Genomic DNA, 20,541 nt, shown 5'->3' on the forward strand with positions numbered 1-20,541 from the left:
CCCCCCCCCCCCGCCCCGGGGTTTTTTTTATTTCGGGCGGCGGCCTGTTTTTTTTATTGTTTTTTTTTGGGGGGGTGTTTTTTTTTTTTTTTGGCCGGGGGGGGGGGGGGGGGGGGGGGCGGGGGGGGGGGGGGGGGGGGGGGGGGGGGGGGGGGGGGGGGGGGGGGGGTGGGGGGGGGGTGGGGGGGGGGGGGGGGGGGGGGGGGGGGGGCCCCCCCCCCCCCCCCCACTACCCTGAGACGATCAACCGCAGCTGGCGCGTTCGATGCGGTTCTGCGCATCCACCTGCACGGTCACGCGGTCCTGGCGGAAGTCCATGGTCACCGCCATGCCAGGCTTGACCACCCGTGCATTGCGCGCGCCGCTGGCGCTGACCAGCTGCTTCACGGTGGCCTCGTCGGCGGTCTTGCCAGTGAAGGCTTCAAGCTTGTCGGGCTGGCACTCATGCGGACCGTCGGCCGCCGATGGCGGCGTGGTCTCATGCGCGGTACTGCTGCCCGCATGGCTGCAGGCGGCCAGAGGCAGGATGGCGAGCAGGGCGAGGGGACTGAGGCGCATCGTCGGGCTCCAAGCGTGGATGGTGGCGGCAGTGTCGCCGCTGCCACCGTCAGGCCGCGTCAACGCCTACTGCCCGACCAGCGCCAGCGTCTCGCGCTCGCGCTGTTCCTCGTGCACCAACCGTTGCAGCAGCAGGGCCAGCGTCACCACGTCCTGGTGGTTGTGGTCGGCCACCCGGCGCAGGTTCACCGCATCGCCACCACGCAGGAAGCGCAGCCATGCGCCCGGCGCCTCAGAACCGGGCAGATCGTCCTCGCGCACCACGCGCAGCAGCTGGCGTTCGATGGTGGACAGCTTGCAGTTCTCCCAGCTGCCACGATAACGGCGGCGGGTGGGGTAGAGCAGGTCGACATGGTCCAGCGCGCTGATCGGGTCGCGTTGCCGGGCCAGCCGGTAGCGGGCCTTCAGCAGTGGCGCATCGTAGCTGCGGCCGTTGTAGCTGCAGAACACGGTGGTCGGCTGCAGCCAGCTGGCGAAGGTGGCCAGCATCGCGTCTTCCGCAGCCATGGTGGACATCAGCAGCTGGCGGATGCGCAGGCCTTCGCCGCGTTGCGGGCACACATGCCAGTCGGCGGCCCCGATCATGAAGGCGCGGGTGCCGGTGCCGCCGGCCAGGCCGGTGGTTTCGGTATCGAAGAACAGCAGGTCGCGCGCGGCCACGTGCTGGCCTTCGCGACGGGCGAAATCCAGCGACAGGGGCTGCGCCGGAATCGTCTGCGGCTGCAGCGATTCGATCAGGAACAGACCCGGTGCGATTTCTTCGCCGGGTAGTTGCCGATCCTGTGCACGGGCATGCACCGGTGCAGGGCCGCCGCGTGTGCGCAGGCCAAGCAGGCGATGCAGGCTGCCCACCTCCGGCCGACGCAGCGGTGCGGGTGCCGGTACGGAGGCCGCAGCGCCGGTCGGCTTGTGGCGGATCTCCTGTTCGACCCAGGCGAACACCGAACGCTCGGCCGGTGGTTGCCGCGCATCGTTGGCGGCCACGGATGCCGGTGGCGCAGGGGGCACGTCCGGCGCGGCCAGTGTACTCGCCTTCGGGTCGCCGGCCTGCCTGCGCAGCAGGCGCAGCTTGTCCAGGCTCAGGCTCACGGTGCCAGCAACTCCATCGGCTCGCGCGTGGTCACCACCACGTCGCGCACGTACTGGCAGGCTTCGGCATCGAACAGGTCCAGCACGCGCAGCGCCAGCGCCCGCGGCGAGGTCTCATCGTCCTCCTGTGCGGCCAGCACCGGGCCGACACAGGCCGGGCAGCCGGCCTTGCAGTCGCAGCGCTGGACCAGTTCGCGCGCGCGCTGCACCAGCTCGGCCTGGCGCTGCCACAACGGCTCGCTGAGGCCGACGCCACCAGGGAAGTTGTCGTACAGGTACACGGTGGGCACGAACTCCTGCAACAGCTCGACAACGCCAGGATCACCCTCGCTGCCGCGCAGCTGGCCACGGCCGCTCTGGTCGGCGATTGCGAACCAGGAACCATCGCCGTTGCCCACCGACTTCTGCAGGTCGCGCGCATCGGCCATCACCGCCACGGTGGCGACGATGTGCAGCGCATAGGCCGCGCCGAGGAATCCATCCAGCGCATCCTGCTTGCTGGCGAAGGCGCGCAGCAGCAGCGCCTGTGGCAGCTGCCACCACACCGCAGTGGTATGCAGTTCCTGGTCGGGCAGGTTCACCGGGCCGTAGCCGATGTTCTCGTGCGTGTAGTAGCGGATCTTCTTGTAGCCGGCCACGCGGCGCACTACGTGCACTTCGCCGTGGTGCGAATCGCCACGGCCGGCCACGCCTCCATCGAAGCGGTCCAGCACCTTGAGCTTGGTGAAGTCGATGCTGTCGGTGTAGTAGTCCACATGCGTGCGGGTGACGTAGGCCTTGCGCCCGTCCCAGTCCAGCGTTTCCACCTGGTACGGGGTGGACTGCACCATGTGGATGGCGCCTTCGTACAGGGTGAGCGCCGCGGCGGAGTAATCCACTTCGGCGATGATCTGCTGGCGGCCATCGCTGCGGTCGACCACCACGAAGTTGCCGTCGGCCACGGCACGCAGGCTGACCGCATTGGCCGGATAGCTGTCGGCGATCCATTCCCAGCGCTCGCCTTCGCGATGGATGACTTCGGTTTCGGCCAGCGCTTCCAGGAACACTTCCGGATCGATCGGGCCGAAGCCATCGCCGACCCGGAACGGCAATTCAAAGGCCGCGCAGCGGATGTGGTCGAACAGGATCAACGGCTGGTCCGGCGCGATGCGCGCATGTTCGGGCGAGGCCTCGGCAAAGAAATCCGGATGCCGCACCACGTACTGGTCCAGCGGCTGCGAGCTGGCCACCATCACGCCCAGCGCGGGCTGCTGGCGGCGGCCCGCGCGGCCGAAGCGCTGCCAGGTGGCGGCCACGCTGCCGGGGTAGCCATTGAGGATGACCACGTCCAGACTGCCGATATCCACGCCCAGTTCCAGCGCCGAGGTGCTGACGATGCCGTCGATGTTGCCGGCGCGCATCGCCCGTTCGGTCTCACGGCGCTCGGTGGGCAGGTAGCCGCCGCGGTAGGCACGGATGCGTGGCGGCTTGCGCGGGTCGTGGTCGAAGATGTCCTTCAGGTACTTGGTCAGCACTTCCACCATCAACCGGGTCTGTGCGAACACCAGCGTCTTCAGCCCGGACTTGATCGCGATGCGCGCGATCCGGTTGCTCTGCGAGCGCGCCGAGGCGCGCAGGCCGAGGTCGGGGTTGATCACCGGCGGATTCCACAACAGCACCTGTTTCGGCCCGCTGGGCGCACCGGATTCAGTAATGGCAGTCGCCGGGGCCTCGATCAGCGCCTCGGCATGCGCCTGCGGGTTGCCGATGGTGGCCGAGCACAGGATGAACTGCGGTTGCACGCCGTAGAACGCACAGATGCGCTTGAGCCGGCGCAGCACGTTGGTGACATGGCTGCCGAACACGCCGCGGTAGGTATGCACTTCGTCGATGACGATGTAGCGCAGGTTCTCGAAGAACTGCGCCCACTTGGTGTGATGCGGCAGGATCGCCTGGTGCAGCATGTCCGGGTTGGACACCACGATGTCGCCATGCAGGCGGATCGCCTGCCGCGCATCGCCAGGGGTGTCGCCATCGAAGGTGAAGGCCTTCACCCCCAGGTCGCCGGCGCGGTTGAGTTCCAGCAGTTCGGCCACCTGGTCCTGGGCCAGCGCCTTGGTCGGGAACAGGTACAGCGCCTTGGCCTTGTCCTGCATGGCCGCGCTGACCACTGGCAGGGTGTAGCACAGCGACTTGCCGCTGGCGGTGGGGGTGACGATGGCCACGTGTTCGCCGCGCTGGCTGGCCTCCCACGCTTCAGCCTGGTGGCTGTAGAGCTGCTCGATGCCACGGGCCTTCAGCGCGGCGGCCAGGGCCGGCGGCACTGAATCGGGAAGGGGCGCGTAGCGGCCTTCGCGGCCCGGAATGGCAAAGCTGCCGGTGATGCGGTCCTGGTAGCGGCGCTGCAGCCGCGCACTGAGCAGGGCGCCATCGCGGGCGGGCAGGCCGTCGCGGGTGGCGAGCTTCTGCTCGGCGTCGGCGGTGCGCTTGGCGAGTTCGTAGGCCATGGAAGATGGAGCCAGTACGGATTGCGAGGCGTCACATGGCACCACATCCACGTCTCAGGATGTGAGACACCGGCGTGGGATGCAGTGAACCATTCAGAGCGGGACCCGAGGAGTGGTTGATCCTTCTGCTGGCTATCGCGATGTGTCAGTCGTCGCGCATGTGGCTGGCCAATGCGCGACGCTGCTGCTCTGCCCGGAGCCCACATCGCATCAGGATGCGCAACTGGACGAGCAGCAACAGCACCGCCAGCAGCCGCCACGTGCTGCGTACCAAGGCGCTGGCAAGTGGGGATGATCCCGAGGCTGTGTCGATGTCCACATGCAATGCGTGGCCTTGCTGCGAAGCGTTGACGACCCAGCCTGCCATGTCGAAAGGCTGCGGGTGTACCAGCCGGTCGCTTGTCAGGCCCAGCGCCTGCCAGGGATCGCTGGCGGCAGCCCCAGCAAGGGTCGGGCGGGGCCGGTGCTCCCGCAGGATCACCCCGGGCGGGGCATCGCGATAGGCATGGGTGAGTTCAGCCAGCTGCTGCCTGGCAATACTGCGGCTGACGGCGCGCTGCAGTGCGTGCAGGGCAGCCATGTCGGGCGTGGTCAGGTGCAGGGCCGCGTCGCCTGAAGCGTCGATTCGTTGCATGGACGCTGCAAACCCCCTCCAGCCATCTCCCGGCGGGACCGCCTCGTCAGGAAGTGCTGCGCTGCGCCGTGCAACCGGCGTCGCCAGCAGTTCCATCACGCGCTCGCGGAAGTATCCACAGTCCGGCAGGCCCGCCTGGCATGCCAGCTCCAGTCCATCCACCAGCTGACGGCTCCCCAGCACGGCATGCCTGGCATCCTGCCGTGCGCTCAGAAACAGGGCGTCAGGTGCGTGCAGTGATACACGAACCTTCAACAGGGACTCATCGCCAAGGGCCGCGATGGCGGGCGGCAGCGCGGCCGGCGGTGGCGCAACGGGGGATGTTGTCCAGACCCGTTGCCCGCAGTCGAGGATCGCAGGTGCCTCTCTGTCTCCTGCCCAGGACCGCTGCACGCCACAGGTGGCCAGGCCGGTCAGCTGCACCTTGTCACCGCGCCTGGGGGGATCGGATAGCAGATCAGAGGGCACTGCATCGGTCCGGACGCGTGACGGCCGCAGTGCATCCGCCGAGGCACGCAGGTCTTCAATGACGCCTTCGCCGTTGCCCAGGGACCACAGCGTGACGATGACCGCCACAGTCAGCCACAGCAGGTGCCTAGCCCAGGGAAGACGAGGGTGACGCAGCGCCTCCTTGACCCGGGACGGGCCGGGTGACACCGCCAGCAGTGCACGATCCTCCTCGCGCACGTCGGCGGTGACGGTGCGACCAAAGGGCAGCACGCCGGGTTCGCACCAGTGGCGAGGGACGTGCACTTCGACGGTATCGACGAAGACCCGTGGCACGTCACCATCGATCTGACCATTGCCCTGCAGTACCGGGCCGGACAGGACACCCTCGATCCTTACCACCTGCGCCGGCGGCGGCAGCGGGCGCGTTCTCTGCCGCCGCAGCGCCACTGCGACCCCGGCCATGGCCGCGCCACCGGCCAGCAGCCCCCAGGACGATCCCCAACGCATCTGACCACCCACCCAGAACAGGGTGGATGCAAGCACGATGCACACTGCGCTTGATATGCCCAGCCAGCGGGGTTGGCGGAGGGAACGTTCTGCCTCCGTCTCCTCGCGCCGGGTGCGTGGGCTTCCCTGCGCAGTGTCCACCGTGCAGGGCCCGGGCGTGGGCTGCCGGGTACCCCTCTCGAGCCAGACACATCGGTCAGTCTGCGCCTGCGTTTCACGTTCACGCTCGCCGGTGATCGTATGGCCGTTCAGCCAGACGACCAGGGCGAATGAGCGACCCAGCACGACATCCGCACGGTTCCGCGCGGACAGATGGCGCCGCATGCCATACGGCAGCAGCACCGGCACGCTGCCCAGTCGCTCGATCTTCGTGTGTGCGTCGACCTCGCGCAGGCTGTGCTCGCCTTCGATGCGGTACACGCTGTTGGACGGGCCGAGCTGGCCGGTCAATCTGAAGGGCTCGAGAGCGTCGTATTCGGCGCTGTCCAGCTGGCGCGCCGCTTGCGAGCCTCGAAGCCTTCGCAGGGCGCGATGATCGAGCTGTCGCTGATGGAATTCGGTGGCGGACAGGGCGAGGGCGAGCAGCAGCACGCAGCCAATCACCAGCAATGAAAGGGGCATGAGTGTGCTCCGGCAGGTCGAACCTGACAGGTTCAAGGGTTCGGCATCGAAAACCAATGCAACTCGTTGCGGATTGGGCCATCGCCCGCTGAACGCCTGCGCGCGGCCACAACGAAATCTGAAGCAGCGATGCGTATCCTCACAGCCTGGACGCAACAGACGGGGCAAGGGCCGTGGCACGACGTGGAATGCAGGGAGCAGTGCTGGCCAACCTGATGCTGGCGGGCCTGGCGCAGGCGCAGCAGGCGGTGCCCGAGGCTGCGCCTGCTCCTTCTGCAGACGCGCCCACGGTAGCTACCGCGCCGGTTTCCACCACCCTGCCGCAGGACAACGTCACCACCCTTGGCGAAGTGCGCGCACTCAAGCCGGAAGACGAGCCGCTGGACCTGTACCGCTTCAAGAATCCCGTGAAGTTCGGCGACAACCGCTTCAGCCGCGACTGGAGTGAACCACCGTCGCCGGAACAGGTCAGCATGGGCGGCGGCTACATCATGATGGGCGTGGTCAAGGGCGTGATGGCAGCTGCAAAGGGCGTGAACAAGCTTACCGGTGGACCGGCGCAGATCCAGGCTGCGGTGGCGCGGCCACCGCCGGAACTCAGTGCCGAACAGCAGCAGCGTGCGCTGCGGTTCTCCGAGGAGCAGGGTGCCGGTGACCCATCGCCGGTGAAGTAGGCCGGTATATCCTGCCGGCATCCCCCTCGGTGCCATGCCATGTCCCTGCGTTCGTTCTGCCTGCTGGCCGCGTTGCTGCCCGCCTCTGCCTTTGCTTCCGATATCGCCGATGACGGCGCCTGCCGCAACGGCGCGTTCCCGTCCGAACAGAGCCGGTTTGCACTGGCGCGGGTGGTCGACGCACCGCGCCTGTACCTGCTCGGCGACATGGACGGCTGCCCGGGCAAGGGCGAGCCGGCCTGCCGCCAGCGCAGCTATGTGGTCAACGGCGATACGGTGGTGACCGGGCGCGACCTGGGCGGTTATCGCTGTGCGTTCTTCCCGAACAAGGTGGGCGGCAGTGCGGGCTGGGTGGACCGCAGCAAGCTGCAGCCATTGCCTGCGGTGGTGCCGTCGCTGCGGGACTGGGCGGGCAACTGGAAGGATGGCGACAACGGCCTGCACATCTCGGTGCAGGGTGCACAGCTGCATGTGGAAGGCGACGCCTACTGGCCCTCTGCAAACCCCACGCCGGAACAGCGTCCGTATGGCCCCAACATGGGCCAGGTCGAAGCGCGTGCGACGCCACGCGGCGCCGATGTGGAGTTCGCCGAAGACACCTGCAGGGTGCGTGTGCATTCGCTGGGCGAGGTGCTGATCGTGGCCGACAACAGCGAGTGCGGTGGCATGAACGTGCGCTTCAATGGCGTGTATCGGCGCGTGGGAAAACGTTGAAGGGCGCATGAGGGACCAGTAGATCCACGCCATGCATGGATGCTCTTTGCGATCCAATCGGCCGGGGTCAGAGCCCTTTCGCGGGCGAAAGGGATCCGACCCCGAAGTCACCGCCGCCGTTCCAGCCACCACAGCAGCGAGGCGCACAGCACGAAGGCCAGCCACCATGGCCAGCGCGAGCCAGCCACCGGCTGCGTGGCCTGTGCATTCGCGGGCGTGCTGCGGGCCAGCGCCTGCGTGGTCGCATCGATCATCGCCTGCCGATGCAGTGCGGGCGCGTCCTTCGGGTCGAATGCATAGCGCCAGACGATACTGTCCCCATGCTGCAGGCGCTGCCAACCTGCGCCACGTGGCCACCAGCCGGCACAACGCAGCGCCGATGTCGCACCATCGACGATCAGCGGTACGCCGTCGCCACGCGGGTCGAAGGCCTGCAGCGGCGCCTGTACGCCACACAGCGCCTGCCGTTCGCCGGCCCAGGCAATCGCTTGTGGTGACCACAGCGCATCACCGCTGCCCTGCGCACGTGCCAGCGTGGCAACCACGCCGCTCCACAGTTCGCCGTGGCGGTCATCGCGGCCCGCCAGCACCCAACGCCAGCTGTCGGTGATGGGCAGCAGGCCGATGCGTCCCTTGCCGGCCGAGCGCCAGCCGCCGACGGCCTTGCCATCAAGACCCTGCAGCAGTGCGTTGCTGCCCGGTGCCTGCAATGCCAGTGCTTCCAGCGAAGGCAGCGCAGCGCTGTGCGAGCTGCGGTCGGCCTCTTCGCCGTAGCCGGTTGGGAGTGTGCCGGCGGCAAGCGGGCCACGGCGCGCGGCAAGGACCGCGGTGTCACCGTCGCCGGGAAGTTCGAGGGTGTGGCTGCTGCCATCGCCCTGCACGGGCAGGCCAAGATCGTGCAGGCGCTGGCGCGCGCTGGCCGAAGGTGCCCCCGCACTGCGTACCAGTACACCCAGACCGTCGCGCAGCGCCTGACGCACGGCGGCCAGCTGGCCTGCACTCAGGGCCGCCAGGCCGCGTTCGTCCAGCAGTAGCAGGTCGCCGCGCGCCAGCGTTGCAGCATCGAGCGAAACCACGCCATCGCCCACGCTGAGCCCTGCACCGGTATCGGCCTGCACCTGCACGCGCAGGCCCGCGTCAGCGGCCCAGCGCCGCAGGTACTTCAGTTCCGGGCCGGGCGCGCTGGCACGCACCAACAGGCGCAGGGGCGCTGCCGGCAGGGTCTGCTGCGGCACCGGTACGGTATCCACCACATGGCCTTCGGTGTCGAGCAGGCGCAGCCGGAATACGCTGCGGCCTTCGGCGCGGGCGATGCCAGTGAGCTGGACGCGGCCGTCTTTGGCAACGTCCGCGCGATCGACCACGGTGTCGGCCGGGTCCAGCAGCTCGGCCTTCGCCTTTGCCGCGCCACGCGCCTGCGCTTGTACCTCGAAGCGGCCACCGGGAGCAACGTCGGCCGGTGGCTGCAGCGCGACCCAGCCGCGCGGTGCGGGTGCTGCCTGCCAGCGCACGTCGCCCGGCAACGTCGCGTCGCGATCGCGTGCGACCAGGCCGGCGCCAACGAGGGTGAGCGTGGAGGCGGGGTGTTGGCGCAGCCCGGTGGCCAGGTCGGGGATACGCTGCCCATCAGGTACATCGCCCGCTTCCGGCAACAGCAGCAGCGGACCTTCGCTGGCCGGCGGTGCGCCCACCTTGTCGGCCTCGGCGCCGAGCACGACCAGGCCGGCGGCCGGTCGCTGATGGGGAGGTGGCACCAGGCAGAAATACAGCAGCGTGGCAGCGGCGATCTGCAGCGCGATGACGACCCAGCGGCGGCCTGGGTGCGTTGTGCTTCCACGCAACTGGCGCACGCTGGCGATGACCACGACCAGGGCGAGCAGCAGCGCAATCCACAGGCTCGAACCGGAGGCGTTCATGGCTGCGCCTCCAGCGCGTCGAGATACCGTTGCCCCATCGCATCGGCTGCACTGCGCCGCATTACCTGCGGCAACGGACGCTGCAGGGCACGCCACAGCTGCGCACGCAGGCGCTGGCGGCAGTCGCGGCAGCCGGGCTCGATGCGCAGCTGTTCGATGGCGGCAGCCAGGTCCAGTGCATCGGGCAGGTAGGTAGCGTTGCGTTGCTGCCAGGTCGCGAGCGCATCGAGATCGGGTGTGCCGATGTCATCGCCGAGACGCTGCCAGGCTTCGACAATGGCCGGGTCCGGCGGCGTGCGTGCGGCCAGCGGCAGTTCACGGCTGGACAGCCCGGCGCGATCACCACCCAGCCGGCGGCCTTCATCGATGGGGGGCAGCTCCGGCCCGACCCGGGCCAGGTAGATGCGCTCGGCCTGCTGCACCTGCTTGATGAAGCCCAGCGCCTTGTAGGCGAATGGCAGCGCCTGCTCCGGCCGGCCCTGGCGCAGCTCGCCTTCAGCCGACCACATCTGGTCCAGCGCGGCCTTCAGCGTGGCACGGGTCTGCGGGTCGAGCAGGGTCGCCGCCTCGGCGTGGTCGTGGGTGTGTCCGTACTCGGAAAGCACGTCGGTCGCGCTGCCGAACACCGGCGGGGTATCTGCGTTGGCTGTACCGCCATGGTCATGGCCATGGTCGTCGTGCGCATCGGCCTGCGCGCCATGGTCGTGCTCGTGATCGTCGTCGTGGCCATCTGCGGTCGGCGTATCGCTGGTGGGCAGGTCGCTGGTCGGCGGCGGCTTCGGTGCGCCTTCGCTTTCCTCGCCCAGGAACTGGCCGTAGCGCAGGCGCAGGATGCGCTGGTCGACACCGATCGCATCGCTGCGCTTGATGAAGTCATCGGCGGCGAGACCGCGCCGCTGCCGGATCAAGGCCTCGGCATCGATGATGATCTGTCGCTGGCTGCGGAAGTAGGCCGGCAGTGTCTTCCTGATACGGCCTTCCAGCTCGGCACCCAGCGCAACCTCGGCACTGGGCAGGCGCAGGATCACACTGCTGCTACGTCCCGCCTGTGGTATGGGCGCGTGGTTGTCGCGCACTTCCAGCTGGGCGATCACATCGTTGCCAGGCTGCGCACCCAGCGCGGCGAGGTCGAGCGTATGCGCGAAGCGTCGTGCGGTCGGCTCGCCACTGCCGGTGAGGCTGACGCTGCGACGGACGAAGGTGATGTTCTCACCGCTGCCCTGGGTGGTCGTGATCGACAGCGTTGCCTGTGCAGCCACGCCGTAGTCGTCGCCGGCCTCGAAGCGCAGCGACCATTGGCGCTGTCCGGGCGAGGCCAGCACCAGGCTGGCCGCCGGTTCCAGCACGCGCACGGAGGGTGCACGGTCGGCTACCACGTCCAGCCGATGCAGGCGGGTCTCGGCCAATGCCGGTTCGCTCACCACGCGATACAGCACCGGCGCGCGTGCCACGTCCTGCGCCTGCCATTGGCCGTCCTGTTCGTTCAGCGGCAGGCGTCGGCCATCGTGGAACTGCAGCCACGCCTTGTCCGGTGCACGGTCGAAGCGCAACGACCACGACAGGCGGCTGTCGGCGGCAACCTTGGCATCCAGCGCATTCTGGGTGAGCGTGGCTTGGCCGGTATAGGCCGGTGCGTCGATGCGCAGGCGGGTGGACTGCAGGTGCAGTGGGCCCGCGGGCGGGGTGCCGCCGTGCGACGTGGGTGCAGCGGTGGCGGGGCCGCTGTTCGAGCGCGGCCAGCCGAATGCCAGCAGTGCGATGGTCAGGCCCGCAATCCAGCACAGGGCCAGCGCCGCACGCGGCCAGCGCGGTCGCAGCTCCGGCATGCGGCGCTCCAGCGTGTCCAGCACGTGCGTGCGTTGGCGCTGCTGCAGCGGATTGAGCGTGGCGGTCTCGGCGAACAGCAGGTCCGCGCTGTCCTCGCTGGCGCCGCTTGCATCAAGTTGCCGCTGCAGCCACCGACGGTCGAGCTGCCGGGCACGCGCCGTCGCAACGGCGGCGCAGGCGAGCACGACGAGCGTCCCGACCACGCAGGCCAGATCGAAGCCGGACAGGCGCAGCGCCAGCGCGGTGGCGGCCAGCGCCAACGGCAGGCCAAGCAGCAGGGTGATCAGGGCGCGTCGGCGTCGCGCGCGCTGCCAGGCACGTTGCAACGCGTTCATGCTGCCACCCTGCGCCGGGCGCTGCTGGCCATCCAGCGTTCAACGGCGAACAGCAGCACGACGGCCAGCAACAGCCATGCGGTCGGCTCACGCAGCGGCGGCGTTGCGGGCGGCAGAGCGGTCTGGCGGGGCGCGTGGTCTGTTGCATCCCCCACGCGTGGGGGCGATGGCGGTTGCAGTGCCAGAAGCAGCGAGCGTGGCAGCTGCGCGTCGCGCAACGCGGCATGGGTGGTGATGTCCCAGTCACCGGGCAGTGACAGCAAGCGTCCGTGACCGACGCGCTGCTGCCAGAGCAGCGGCGCGCCATCGGCGCTGCGCAGCAGCACACTGGCCTCGGTGGCAGGTTTCGCAGCGCTCAGTACGCTGCCGCCGTCGCGCAGCCACGCCTGCCAGTGCGGCGGCAGTGCGTCGCTGCGGCTCCAGACACCGATCTCGCCGCGTTCGGGCAAGGCATCGGCCGTCAACGGTGCCGAGGGTGCCTGCACGCCCCAGGCCCGCTGCAGTGCACCGATCCAGCGCTGCACCCCGGCGGGCGCGTTGGCGTGCACGCGCAGCCGTGGCGGCGTCGTGGCGGCCTGTGTGGCTGTGGCCGCCACGGCATGGGGGCGCCACTGCACATCGCGCGACAGCTGCAGGCGTGCGCCGTCCAGGCCGGGCAGCGGATCGGGCATGTGCACGGTCAGCGCGGTACCGGCCGGCAGCTGGGCATCCAGTTCGCGCAGCAGGCTGGGCAGGGAGGCATTGGAGGCCAGCGGTGACTGGTCGATGGAGGGGAAGCCGGTTGCCAGCCAATGCCAGTTGCCATCGTTGACGGTGCCACGCAGTGCGGCGGCATCCAGTCCTGGGGCCACCACGGTCCACGCAGCGGGGACCGGCGCAGGGCCCGTCAGCGCCGGGCGCGCCAGCAGCAGCGCCAGCGCGGCCAACAGCAGCAGGCGCACCAGCAGCAGCGGCCAGTCATCGAAGCGGATGCGCTGGCGCGGTCGGATCTGCGCGCGCAGCCAGCGCAGCGCGGCGAAATCCAGCGGCGTGTACGGATGGCGGCGGGCGAGGTGGATCAACAACGGCAGCAGCCATGCGGCGAGCGCGGCCAGGCCCAGCGGGAACAACAGGTTCATGCGCCGCCCCCACGGCCGAACAGCGCCTGCAGCGGCTGGTCCAGTGGCTGGTCGAGCCAACCGCTGGCGCTGGCGATGCCACTGGCCTGCAGGCGCGCCTGCAGCGCGCTGCGTGCATCGGCGAAGCGCTGCAGGTAGTCGGTGCGGATCGCAACGCCATCGCCCAGCAGTTCTTCGCCGGTCTCCGGGTCGCGGAAGCGGTGGCCGGCGTCGAAGGGGAAATCGCGTTCGTCAGCGGTCAGGATCTGCAGCAGTGCCACTTCGCGGCGGGCGCTGGCCAGTTGTTCCAGCAGCACGATGCCGGCCTCATCGAAGCCATCACCGATCGCCAGCAGCAGGTCGCCTGGACGCACCCGTTCCCATAGCGGGCGCAGGCGATCAGGTGCAGGCCAGCCGCCGCGTGCCTGCAGCGCCTGCAACTGCAGATACACACGGTCGCGCTGGCGCGCGTCGTTCGCCGCGGGTACCAGTTGCAGGCCATCGCCATTGATCGCCAGCAGGCCGAAGCGATCACCCTGTTGCAGGGCCAGTTCAACCAGGCATGCGGCCACGCCACGCATGTGGTCCAGTCGCGTGCGCTGCGGTGCCGCGCGATCAGCCTGGCCGGCCGAGGCGGTGGCATCAAGCAGCAGCCAGACCGTTATCGGGCTTTCGCGTTCGGACTCGCGCACGAAGAAGCGGTCCGAGCGCGCATACAGCTTCCAGTCGATCTGGCGCAGTTCGTCACCCGGTTCGTACGCACGGTACTGGGCGAATTCCAGGCCGGCACCGCGGCTGCGGCTGGCGTGCTGGCCGATGCCGCTTGCCCCGCTGGCCAGGCGCGGCCGCAACCGCAGCAGACGCAGGCGCGCACGCAGTTCCGGCGGCAGGGTCAACGGCGTACCTGCGTTCACGCGTGGCTCAACCCGGGAACGGCACAGCCTGCAGCAGCGCGGCGACCACGTCGTCGGCACGCTTCTGCTCGGCCTCGGCGGCGAACGACAGCAGCAGGCGATGGCGCATCACCGGCGCGGCCAGTGCCTGCACATCCTCGCGGGTGGCGGCGAAGCGGCCCTGCAGCAATGCGCGTGCCTTCGCTGCCAGCACCAGCGACTGGCCGGCACGCGGGCCGGCGCCCCACTTCACCCACTGGTTGATCGCAGCCGGAGCGCCTTCGCCAGGCCGGCTGGCGCGTACCAGGCGGGTGATCCAGGCCAGCACATCGGGGCTGACATGCACCTGGCGCACCGCGGCCTGCAGTGCGATCACCGCCTCGGCATCCATCACCTTCGGCACCGTGTCGGTGGCGCCGCCGGTGGTCTGCTCCAGGATCTTCCGTTCCTCGTCCTCGCTGGGGTAATCCACCAGCACGTGCAGCAGGAAGCGGTCCAGCTGCGCTTCCGGCAGCGGGTAGGTGCCGGCCTGCTCGATCGGGTTCTGCGTGGCCAGCACGAAGAACGGCGCCGGTAGCGCATAGGTGGTGCCGGCGTAGCTGACCGTGCGTTCCTGCATGGCTTCCAGCAGCGCCGCCTGGGTCTTGGGTGGGGTGCGGTTGAGTTCGTCGGCGAGCAGCAGATTCGTGAAGATCGGGCCCTGCTGGAAGCGGAAATGGCGATGACCGGTGCCGTGGTCTTCCTCCAGCAGCTCGGTGCCGAGGATGTCGCTGGGCATCAGGTCGGGGGTGAACTGCACGCGCCGGAACTGCAGTTCCAGGGCCTGGCCGAGCGAGCGCACGAGCAGCGTCTTGCCCAACCCGGGCGCACCTTCCAGCAGGCAGTGGCCGCCGGCCAGCAGGCCGATCAGCAGCTGCTCGACCACGGTGTTCTGGCCCACCACCGCGCGTGCGAGCGCAGCGCGAAGATCGTGCAGGCGCGGCAGCAGGGAATCGAGGTCGGGTGCGGTCATGGGCGTGCAGGTCCTATCAATTGTTCAACGCGTACATCACGATGTTGACGCCGAAGCGGGTGTTGTCTTCGGCCAGGAAACGCTTGTTGCGCCAGTCGTAGTCCCACTCGCAGCCATAGTCCTTGTTGCTGTAGAGCAGGCCCAGGCGGCCGTCGATCTCGATGCCCTTCAGGTAGTCGTGCACGAGGTCATCGCCCCAGCCGTTGAGCTCGAAGCTGGTCGCAGGCGGGCCGTCGGGGAATCGGAAGAAGCTGCGGTACAGCGCGTGGCTGTTGGGCAGTTTCTGCAATGCCCTGGGCCCGAACAGGCGGCCCATCTGCGCTTCGAACGAGGTGGCGAACAACCCGTCGATGTCATGGTTGCAGTCATCGACGAAGACGAAGCCGCCGTTGCGCACGTAGCGCACGAAGTTCTGCCGCTCCGCGGCGTTGAACTCGACCAGCGTGTGCCCGGCCAGGTAGCAGAACGGCGCTTCCAGCATGCGCGGGTCGGCCAGGGCCACCACGTGTTCCTGCGGGTCCACCCGCAGCGAGGTGTAGTCGATCAGCGAGGTGATCAGGTTGGACGGCATGCGTGCGTCCACGTCCCAGTCGCCGGAGTCGTACTGCAGCCGGGTGAACCAGAAGTCGTAGCGTGAACTGCGCGGGCCTGCCTGTGCCCAGGCCGGCAGCGCCGCCGCCGAAGCGGCAGCGGCCAACCAGCGCAGGCAGGCCCGGCGATCCATCAGACGGCGTCGGACAGCGAGGTGAAGGTGAAATCGCGCAGCTTCATCGGCGGGATCATCATCACGTAGCTGGATTCATCACCGGCCACGCGCACCGGCTTGCCCAGCTCTTCGATGTTGTTGAGCATGATCACCGGCGATTCGTTGAAGCGGAAGTTCTTCACCGGGTGCTTGATCTGGCCATTCTCGATGTAGAAGGTGCCGTCACGGGTCAGGCCGGTCAGCAGCACGGTCTGCGGATCAACCATGCGGATGTACCAGGTGCGGGTGACCAGGATGCCCTTCTGGGTGCCGCGCACCAGCTCGGCGGTGCTCTTGTCGCCACCGCTCATCAGCAGGTTGCCCGGCGACGCCTTGGCGGTCTTGCCCTGCTTCTGTGCCCAGAAACGCGAGTAGTCCAGGTTGGCGATCTTGCCGTTTTCGATGATGGCCATGCGCTCGCGCGGCAGGCCCTCGTTGTCCCACGGCAGTACAGGCGCATCCGGGTGCCACGGGTCGGCGAACATGGTCACGCGCGGGTCGTAGACCTGCTCGCCCAGCTTGTTGCCGCCGCCCTTCTTGGACAGGAAGCTGCGGCCCTCATCGGCCGAGCGTGCACTGAAGAAGTTCATCATGAAGCTGATCAGGCCGGCGGCCGCGGCCGGCTCCAGGATGACCGTGTACTTGCCCGGCTCCAACGCCTTGGCCTCGGCCGATTCAGTGGCCTTGCGCATGGCGATGCGGATGTCCTGGTCGGCCTTGAAGTCCGCCGCATCCTTCAGGTTGCGGCCGACCCAGCCCGAACCACGGCCATCTTCGGTACGCACGGTGCAGGTGTAATCGAAGTTGGTGGTGCGCTGGTAGGCGAAGTTGCCGTTGCTGTTGGCGGTGGCCTGGAAGCCCTGGCCGTCTTCGAGGAAGCCGGCGGCGATCAGGCCGTGGCCACGGCACGGCGCGATTGAATCGGCGGCAACCTTGGCACGGAAGGCCGGATCGATCGCGGCCGTGGATTCGCTGAAGGTCGGGCTGGCGCGGTAGCTCTGCTTGCCGATGGCCGGCATGAACTCCGGGTTCTCCGGGGCCAGGCGGGCCAGGTCTTCGGCGCGGCGTACCACGCGTTCCAGCGCGGCATCGTCGAACTCGTTGATCGAGGCGGTGCCGACGCGCTTGCCGAAGGCGACGGTGACCGCCAGTTCGGTGTTATCGACAATCCCGCTGGTGGACACGTTGTTCAGTGCGAAACGGATGTTGCCGCTGATCGCGCCGGCCAGCACGGCGGTGCACTCGTCGGCCTTGGACAGGGCAATGACCTTGTCGAGGATGGCCTTGGCCTGGGCTTCGGTGAAGATACTCATGGTGTAAGGGCTCCTGACCGGTCAGCCGAGGCTGCGTGCGGTGTTGATGACGTTGATGCCGTTGAAGCGCGCGGTCGACGAGCCGTGCGAGACCGCCGAGACCTGGCCCGGCTGGCCCTTGCCGTCGAAGAACGAACCGCCCAGGCGGTAGTCGCGCTCGTCGGCCACGGCGGTGCAGGCATTCCAGAACTCCGGCGTGCGGATCTGGTAGGCCACGTCTTCCAGCATGCGGGTGATCTGGCCATTCTTGATCTCGTAGAACAGCTGGCCGCCGAACTGCGCGTTGTAGCGCTGCTGGTCGATCGAGAACGAACCGTCACCGATGATGTAGATGCCGTTCTCCACGTCCTTGATCAGGTCGGGCACGCTCAGCGGCTTCTTGCCTGGCGCCATCGACACGTTGGCCATGCGCTGGAACTGCACGCTGGACCACGAGTCGGCATAGCAGCAGCCGTCGGACTCGGTCTTGCCGAGGATGTGGGCCTGGTCGCGGATGGTCTGGTAGTCCACCAGCTTGCCATTGCTGATCAGGTCCCACCGCTTGCACTTCACGCCTTCGTCGTCGTACGCCACCGCGCCGAGGCTGCCCGGCTGGGTCTTGTCGGCAAAGATGTTGACCAGCTCGCTGCCGTACTGGAAATGCTGTTCGCGCTTGTCCAGGGTGGCGAAGCTGGTGCCGGCATAGTTGGCTTCGTAGCCGAGCACGCGGTCCAGTTCCAGCGGGTGGCCGATCGACTCGTGGATGGTCAGCCAGGTGTGCGACGGGTCCAGCACCAGGTCGTACTTGCCCGGCTTCACCGACGGCGCCTTCAGTTTCTCCTGCGCCTGCTTTGCGGCGGCGATGGCGTCTTCCTTCATGTCGTAGGAGGAGCTGTAGTTGACCACGCCATTGGGGCCTACCACCTTGCCGGCGGTGGCGCCATCCAGGTACTCGTATCCCAGGCCCATCGGCGAGGACAGGCCCGAACGGGTACGGAACTTGCCGCTGGACTTGTCGATGGCGGTGACCGTCATCGGCGCCCAGATGCGGTGCACGTCCTGGTCGATGTAGGAGCCGTCGGTGGAGGCGAAGTACTTCTGCTCGTTGACCAGGAACAGCATCGAGTTGACGAAGCTGGCACCGGCACCCATCGCCGCAGCGTTGACGTCCAGCAGCAGGCCGACCTTGTCCTTGATCGGTACCTCCATCGCGTTCTTGCGGATCGGCGTGCGCCAGCTCACCTCGCCCACGCCCGGTGCCTTGGCCAGCTGTACCGGCGCGGTCTGCACGCCGGCGTTGGCCTTGGCGATGGCCGCCGCCTGCTGCGCGGCCTTGGCCACGTCGGCGGTGCCCAGCGCATTGGTGGCGGCAAAGCCCCACGCACCGTTGACGATCACGCGGATGCCCACACCGGTGGACTCGGTGTTCACCACGTTCTGCACCTTGTCTTCGCGGGTGATCACGAACTGCCGCAGGTAGCGGCCGATGCGCACGTCGCAGTAGGTGGCGCCAGCGCTGCGTGCGGCCTGCAGGGCGGCGTCGGCCAAGCGCTTCTTCAGCGCCGGGTCGAGAGTGGACTGCAGCTGCTCGGCGGCGATCACCTTGCCGAAGAAGGAGGGCACGATCAGCCCGCCCGCGGTAAGCCCGGTCAGGGCCAGGAAGTCACGTCTTTGCAAGGCTGCTCTCCATGTCGAAGGATGGGTGGCTCAAGCGCCGAGACTGCGCGCGGTGTTGATGATGTTGATGCCGTTGAAACGGGTGGTGGACGAACCGTGCGAGACCGCCGAGACCTGGCCGGGCTGGCCCTTGCCGTCGAAGAACGAACCGCCCAGGCGGAAGTCACGCTCATCGCAGATCGCGGTGCAGGCATTCCAGAATTCCGGCGTGCGGATCTGGTAGGCCGCATCCTCGACCATGCCGGCGATCTTTCCGTCCTTGATCTGGTAGTACAGCTGGCCACCGAACTGCGCGTTGTAGCGCTGCTGGTCGATCGAATACGAACCGCGGCCGTGGATCCAGATGCCGTTCTCCACGTCCTTGATCATGTCCTCGACGCTGAGCGGCTGCTTGCCCGGCGCCAGCGAGACATTGGCCATGCGCTGGAACTGCACGCTGGACCAGGAATCGGCGTAACTGCAGCCATGCGATGCATCGCGCCCGAGGATATGGGCTTCATCGCGGGTGGCCTGGTAGTCGACCAGGATGCCGTCGCGCACCAGGTCCCAGCGCTGGGTCTTCACCCCTTCGTCGTCGTAGCCGACCGCGCCGAGGCTGCCGGGCTGTGTCTTGTCGGCGAAGAAGGTGACGATATCGCTGCCCCAGCGGAAGCCGGCATCGCGCTTGTCCAGCGTGGCGAAGCTGGTGCCGGCGTAGTTGGCCTCGTAGCCGAGCACGCGGTCCAGTTCCAGCGGGTGGCCAACGTTCTCGTGGATGGTCAGGAACAGGTTGGATGGGTCCAGCACCAGGTCGTACTTGCCGGGCTTCACCGACGGCGCCTTCAGTTTCTCTCGCGCGTGGCGGGCGGCCGCAATGGCGTCCTCGACCGGGTCGTAGGAGTCGCGGTAAGCAGTGATGCCGCCCGGCAACTGCACCTTGCCGCGCGCATCGCCATCAAGGAATTCGTAGCCCATGCCCATTGGCGAAGACAGGCCGGCGCGGGTACGGAACCTGCCGCTGGCCTTGTCGATGGCGGTGGCGGTGAACGGCAGCCAGATGCGGTGGATATCCTGGTCGATGAACGAGCCGTCGCTGGAGGCGAAGTACTTCTGTTCGTTGACCAGGAACAGGGTGGAATTGATGTAGTCGGCACCCGCATTCAGCGCGGCGGCATTGAGTGCCAGCAGCAGCTCGACCTTGTCCTGGATCGGCACCGCCATCGCGTTGCGGCGCACCGGTGTCTGCCAGCGCACCTCTCCGACCGAGGGCGTCGGCGCCAGCTGCACCGGCCGGGTCTGGATGGTGGCGTTGGCACGGGCGATCGCCGCAGCCTGCTCGACCGCAGCGCGCACGGCGGCCTCGGTCTGCTGATGGGTTGCAGCGAAGCCCCAGGCACCGTTGACGATCACCCGCACACCCACGCCGGACGATTCGCGGTTGGTCACATTGCCGACCTGATGCTCGCGGGTGATGACCGACTGGTTGAGGTAGCGCCCGATGCGCACATCGCAGTAGCTGGCCTTGGCGGTGCGTGCGGCTGCCAGCGCGAGCTCGGCCAGACGCCGGCGCTGGGCGGTATCGACCGGCGCCAACAGCTGCTCGGCGGCGATGGCACGGGAATGCGGCAGCAGCAGGCCCGCCAGGCCCAGACCGGAAAAAGCCAGGAACTCACGTCGTTGCACAGCGTTTCTCTCTCTCGCTTGCGTGCGGTTGGCAACAGGCCGGACCGATCACGTCAACTCCTCGACTTTCGCCAGCACGGCGCGCGGGGACAAGTGACTGCAGTCATGGTTGGGGAGGGTTTCGGCAGGGCTGCGCCCTGCACCTGCTCAATGCAACGGCCGAAGCCGAAGCCGAAGCGGCATTCCGTGAGTTGGCGGGGGGGGGGGGGGGGGGGGGGGGGGGCGCCCCCCCCCCCCCCCCCCGGGGGGGGGGGGGGCCCCCCCCCCGCCCCCCCCCCCGCCCCCCCCCCCCCCCCCCCCCCCCCCCCCCCCCTAATAATAATAACCATCCGAGCCCCGCCACCTGTGGGTT

Annotated in this window: 15 protein-coding genes; 2 read left to right on the forward strand and 13 right to left on the reverse strand. The window is 68.4% G+C overall.

The genetic code is table 11. The features are described from left to right. Positions 1-243: 243 nt before the first annotated feature. From QRO91_RS16680 to QRO91_RS16695, 4 genes are all read right to left on the reverse strand, one after another. Positions 244-558, reverse strand: coding sequence for an I78 family peptidase inhibitor (locus tag QRO91_RS16680; RefSeq protein ID WP_049430881.1), 315 nt, complete (start codon positions 556-558; stop codon positions 244-246). 66 nt (positions 559-624) lie between these two features. Further along, entirely contained in the window at positions 625-1,647 is a 1,023-nt protein-coding gene (locus QRO91_RS16685) for a ribonuclease H-like domain-containing protein (protein ID WP_049430878.1), read from the reverse strand. After that, positions 1,644-4,133: a DEAD/DEAH box helicase gene (locus tag QRO91_RS16690; RefSeq protein ID WP_197620653.1), complete on the reverse strand. Its 2,490-nt coding sequence runs from the start codon at positions 4,131-4,133 to the stop codon at positions 1,644-1,646. The genes QRO91_RS16685 and QRO91_RS16690 overlap by 4 nt, the downstream gene beginning before the upstream one ends. A gap of 145 nt (positions 4,134-4,278) precedes the next feature. Next, positions 4,279-6,345: an IgaA/UmoB family intracellular growth attenuator gene (locus QRO91_RS16695; RefSeq protein WP_049430873.1), complete on the reverse strand. Its 2,067-nt coding sequence runs from the start codon at positions 6,343-6,345 to the stop codon at positions 4,279-4,281. A 188-nt stretch (positions 6,346-6,533) separates the two neighbouring features. Between QRO91_RS16695 and QRO91_RS16700 the strand changes: the two genes are divergently transcribed. Together QRO91_RS16700 and QRO91_RS16705 are read left to right on the forward strand one after the other, a co-directional pair. Next, the gene (locus QRO91_RS16700; RefSeq protein ID WP_049430869.1) at positions 6,534-7,019 is read left to right on the forward strand and encodes a hypothetical protein; all 486 of its coding nucleotides are present in this window, start codon (positions 6,534-6,536) and stop codon (positions 7,017-7,019) included. 39 nt (positions 7,020-7,058) lie between these two features. After that, entirely contained in the window at positions 7,059-7,733 is a 675-nt protein-coding gene (locus QRO91_RS16705) for a hypothetical protein (protein ID WP_049430867.1), read from the forward strand. A 107-nt stretch (positions 7,734-7,840) separates the two neighbouring features. On the opposite strand, the gene QRO91_RS16710 is transcribed toward QRO91_RS16705, so the two are convergent. The 9 genes from QRO91_RS16710 to QRO91_RS16750 are packed head-to-tail and all read right to left on the reverse strand — an operon-like array spanning position 7,841 to position 20,189. Continuing rightward, positions 7,841-9,649, reverse strand: coding sequence for a hypothetical protein (locus QRO91_RS16710; RefSeq protein WP_197620649.1), 1,809 nt, complete (start codon positions 9,647-9,649; stop codon positions 7,841-7,843). Then, positions 9,646-11,811, reverse strand: a complete 2,166-nt coding sequence (locus tag QRO91_RS16715) for a hypothetical protein (protein WP_197620647.1) — start codon at positions 11,809-11,811, stop codon at positions 9,646-9,648. The genes QRO91_RS16710 and QRO91_RS16715 overlap by 4 nt, the downstream gene beginning before the upstream one ends. Next, positions 11,808-12,929 carry a BatA domain-containing protein gene (locus QRO91_RS16720; protein WP_197651093.1) on the reverse strand — a complete coding sequence of 374 codons (1,122 nt, stop codon included), beginning with the start codon at positions 12,927-12,929 and terminating at the stop codon, positions 11,808-11,810. The genes QRO91_RS16715 and QRO91_RS16720 overlap by 4 nt, the downstream gene beginning before the upstream one ends. After that, positions 12,926-13,822 carry a DUF58 domain-containing protein gene (locus QRO91_RS16725; protein ID WP_197620644.1) on the reverse strand — a complete coding sequence of 299 codons (897 nt, stop codon included), beginning with the start codon at positions 13,820-13,822 and terminating at the stop codon, positions 12,926-12,928. The genes QRO91_RS16720 and QRO91_RS16725 overlap by 4 nt, the downstream gene beginning before the upstream one ends. 7 nt (positions 13,823-13,829) lie before the next feature. Further along, entirely contained in the window at positions 13,830-14,813 is a 984-nt protein-coding gene (locus QRO91_RS16730; RefSeq protein WP_049430858.1) for a MoxR family ATPase, read from the reverse strand. A 16-nt stretch (positions 14,814-14,829) separates the two neighbouring features. Then, entirely contained in the window at positions 14,830-15,537 is a 708-nt protein-coding gene (locus QRO91_RS16735) for a DUF4159 domain-containing protein (RefSeq protein ID WP_197620642.1), read from the reverse strand. Further along, positions 15,537-16,871, reverse strand: coding sequence for a TldD/PmbA family protein (locus QRO91_RS16740; RefSeq protein ID WP_049430853.1), 1,335 nt, complete (start codon positions 16,869-16,871; stop codon positions 15,537-15,539). The genes QRO91_RS16735 and QRO91_RS16740 overlap by 1 nt, the downstream gene beginning before the upstream one ends. A 21-nt stretch (positions 16,872-16,892) precedes the next feature. Next, the gene (locus tag QRO91_RS16745) at positions 16,893-18,527 is read right to left on the reverse strand and encodes a TldD/PmbA family protein (protein WP_049430850.1); all 1,635 of its coding nucleotides are present in this window, start codon (positions 18,525-18,527) and stop codon (positions 16,893-16,895) included. 30 nt (positions 18,528-18,557) lie between these two features. Continuing rightward, complete coding sequence (locus QRO91_RS16750; RefSeq protein ID WP_049430849.1) at positions 18,558-20,189, reverse strand: TldD/PmbA family protein; 1,632 nt, start codon at positions 20,187-20,189, stop codon at positions 18,558-18,560. Between the last annotated feature and the right edge of the window lie 352 nt (positions 20,190-20,541).

Source organism: Stenotrophomonas maltophilia group sp. Smal32 (genome assembly GCF_030237085.1).
In the GTDB taxonomy this organism is placed as follows: domain Bacteria; phylum Pseudomonadota; class Gammaproteobacteria; order Xanthomonadales; family Xanthomonadaceae; genus Stenotrophomonas; species Stenotrophomonas maltophilia_Q.